Source organism: Parafrankia sp. FMc2, assembly GCF_041008525.1.
Lineage (GTDB): Bacteria > Actinomycetota > Actinomycetes > Frankiales > Frankiaceae > Parafrankia.
Map to the genome: position 1 here is coordinate 1 of NZ_JBFLUG010000389.1, position 1,453 is coordinate 1,453.

The 1,453-nt window shown below is 68.7% G+C and carries 2 protein-coding genes and 1 pseudogene; all 3 read right to left on the reverse strand.

The window, feature by feature from the left end; genetic code table 11:
• A partial coding sequence (locus AB1460_RS37465) for an IS110 family transposase (protein ID WP_368967302.1) occupies nt 1–354 on the reverse strand: 354 nt, incomplete at its 3' end.
• A gap of 275 nt (nt 355–629) precedes the next feature.
• Nucleotides 630–1,076 carry an IS3 family transposase gene (locus AB1460_RS37470; protein ID WP_368967303.1) on the reverse strand — a complete coding sequence of 149 codons (447 nt, stop codon included), beginning with the start codon at nt 1,074–1,076 and terminating at the stop codon, nt 630–632.
• Nucleotides 1,077–1,249: 173 nt separating this feature from the next.
• A pseudogene (locus AB1460_RS38505) lies at nt 1,250–1,327 on the reverse strand (RNA-directed DNA polymerase); the annotation flags it as partial.
• Between the last annotated feature and the right edge of the window lie 126 nt (nt 1,328–1,453).

Consider the following 1,453-nt stretch of genomic DNA (forward strand, 5'->3'; position numbering starts at 1 on the left):
GTGCTGGTGGCGGTCGGTGCGCAGGATGTCCGCCAGCACGCGGGCGTCGCCGGGGTCGGACTTCGTGCCGGCCTGGCCGTGGCGTTCCCGGTAGCGGGCAACAGCGCGGGGATTGATCGCGAAGAGCGTCAGACCCGCGGACTGCAAGGCCACGACGAGCAGGTTCTTGTCTGTCTCGATCGCCACCGGCACGGTCGTCGGGTCGTCGGTATGTGCTGCCAGCAGCGTCATCAGCCCGGTGAAGCCCGCGATGCCGGTGTCGATCCGGCGACGTTGAAGAACCTGCCCTCCCTCGTCGAGGACGCAGACGTCGTGGTGCGCCTCGGCCCAGTCGATGCCGCAGGTGATGGTCATGGTCCTCCTCGAACCCGGCGGGAGCGTACGGCAAGCCCGCGGGTGCGTGCGGCGACCTAATGGAAGCGCTCAAGGCGCGGCATCTCACCAGCCGATCACCCACCCGGCGACTGGCAGGGCCACCGTCTACATTCAGGCCTCGACGGCCAGGTGCGGCAAGGAGTGGACACCGACCAGCGGCTCGTCCATCACCCTCGCACCCGACCTGGGCCGGTGATATCTCAGGGGCCCCTGCCAGCCACCAGCGGACACCGGACACCCGTCCGGCTCTCCCATTAGGTGATGTCACCGACCATCTTGGTGCCTGGGGCATCGGCGGTGAAGTCGCGCTGCAGCAGGTCGGGGATCACGGCGGGGCCCTGGCCCTGCTCGGTCAGGGTGTGCCGCCAGGGGCGTGGCTGGCAGGGCTCCAGGCTCTGCTCGCGCATGAGGGCCCGGACGAGCTCCAGACCGCACGGGCGGCCCCAGGCGCACAGGTCGGCATGCACGCGCCGGTAGCCGTAGGTGCCATCGGAGGCGGTGAACGACCGGTGGACGAGCGTGGCGAGCTCGCCGCGGCGGGTCGCGGTCGCGGAGGTGGGGCGGTCGCGCCATTCATAGAAACCGGAACGAGAGACCTGGAGCCAGGCGCACATCTGGGTGATAGATGGCACCGGTGTGGCGGTGTTCGTGGCGGTGCGGGCGGCGTACTCCGCATCGATGAACTCGAACGTGTCGCTCACCGATGATCCTTGGCGAAGTACGCCGGTCGGGTGGCCCGGGGGAATCGCACCCCCGGGCTCCCGCAGAGTCGGGTAGACCGCCGGCGAGGTGCCCGCTTCGCGGGTCCTTTTCCGTCGGCCTCCCGCCGAACGATACGTGCGCCTTTCAAGCGCATATCGCTCTCCAGTGGTTGTGCCGTGGATTGCGTGGTCGGCCGACCGGCGTGGATCGCTTCGTGACAGGGACGACAGACGACAAGCGTCTTACGTCGGGGTGAGTCCCACCGCGTGGTGTAGATCGGGATCGGCTGGTTGATCGTCCGGGGTGGGGGTGTGTCGCTCCGGGACAAAGACGGCCACCGCGTGTAGCTCTGTGTGAACCGACCAAAGTTCCACGG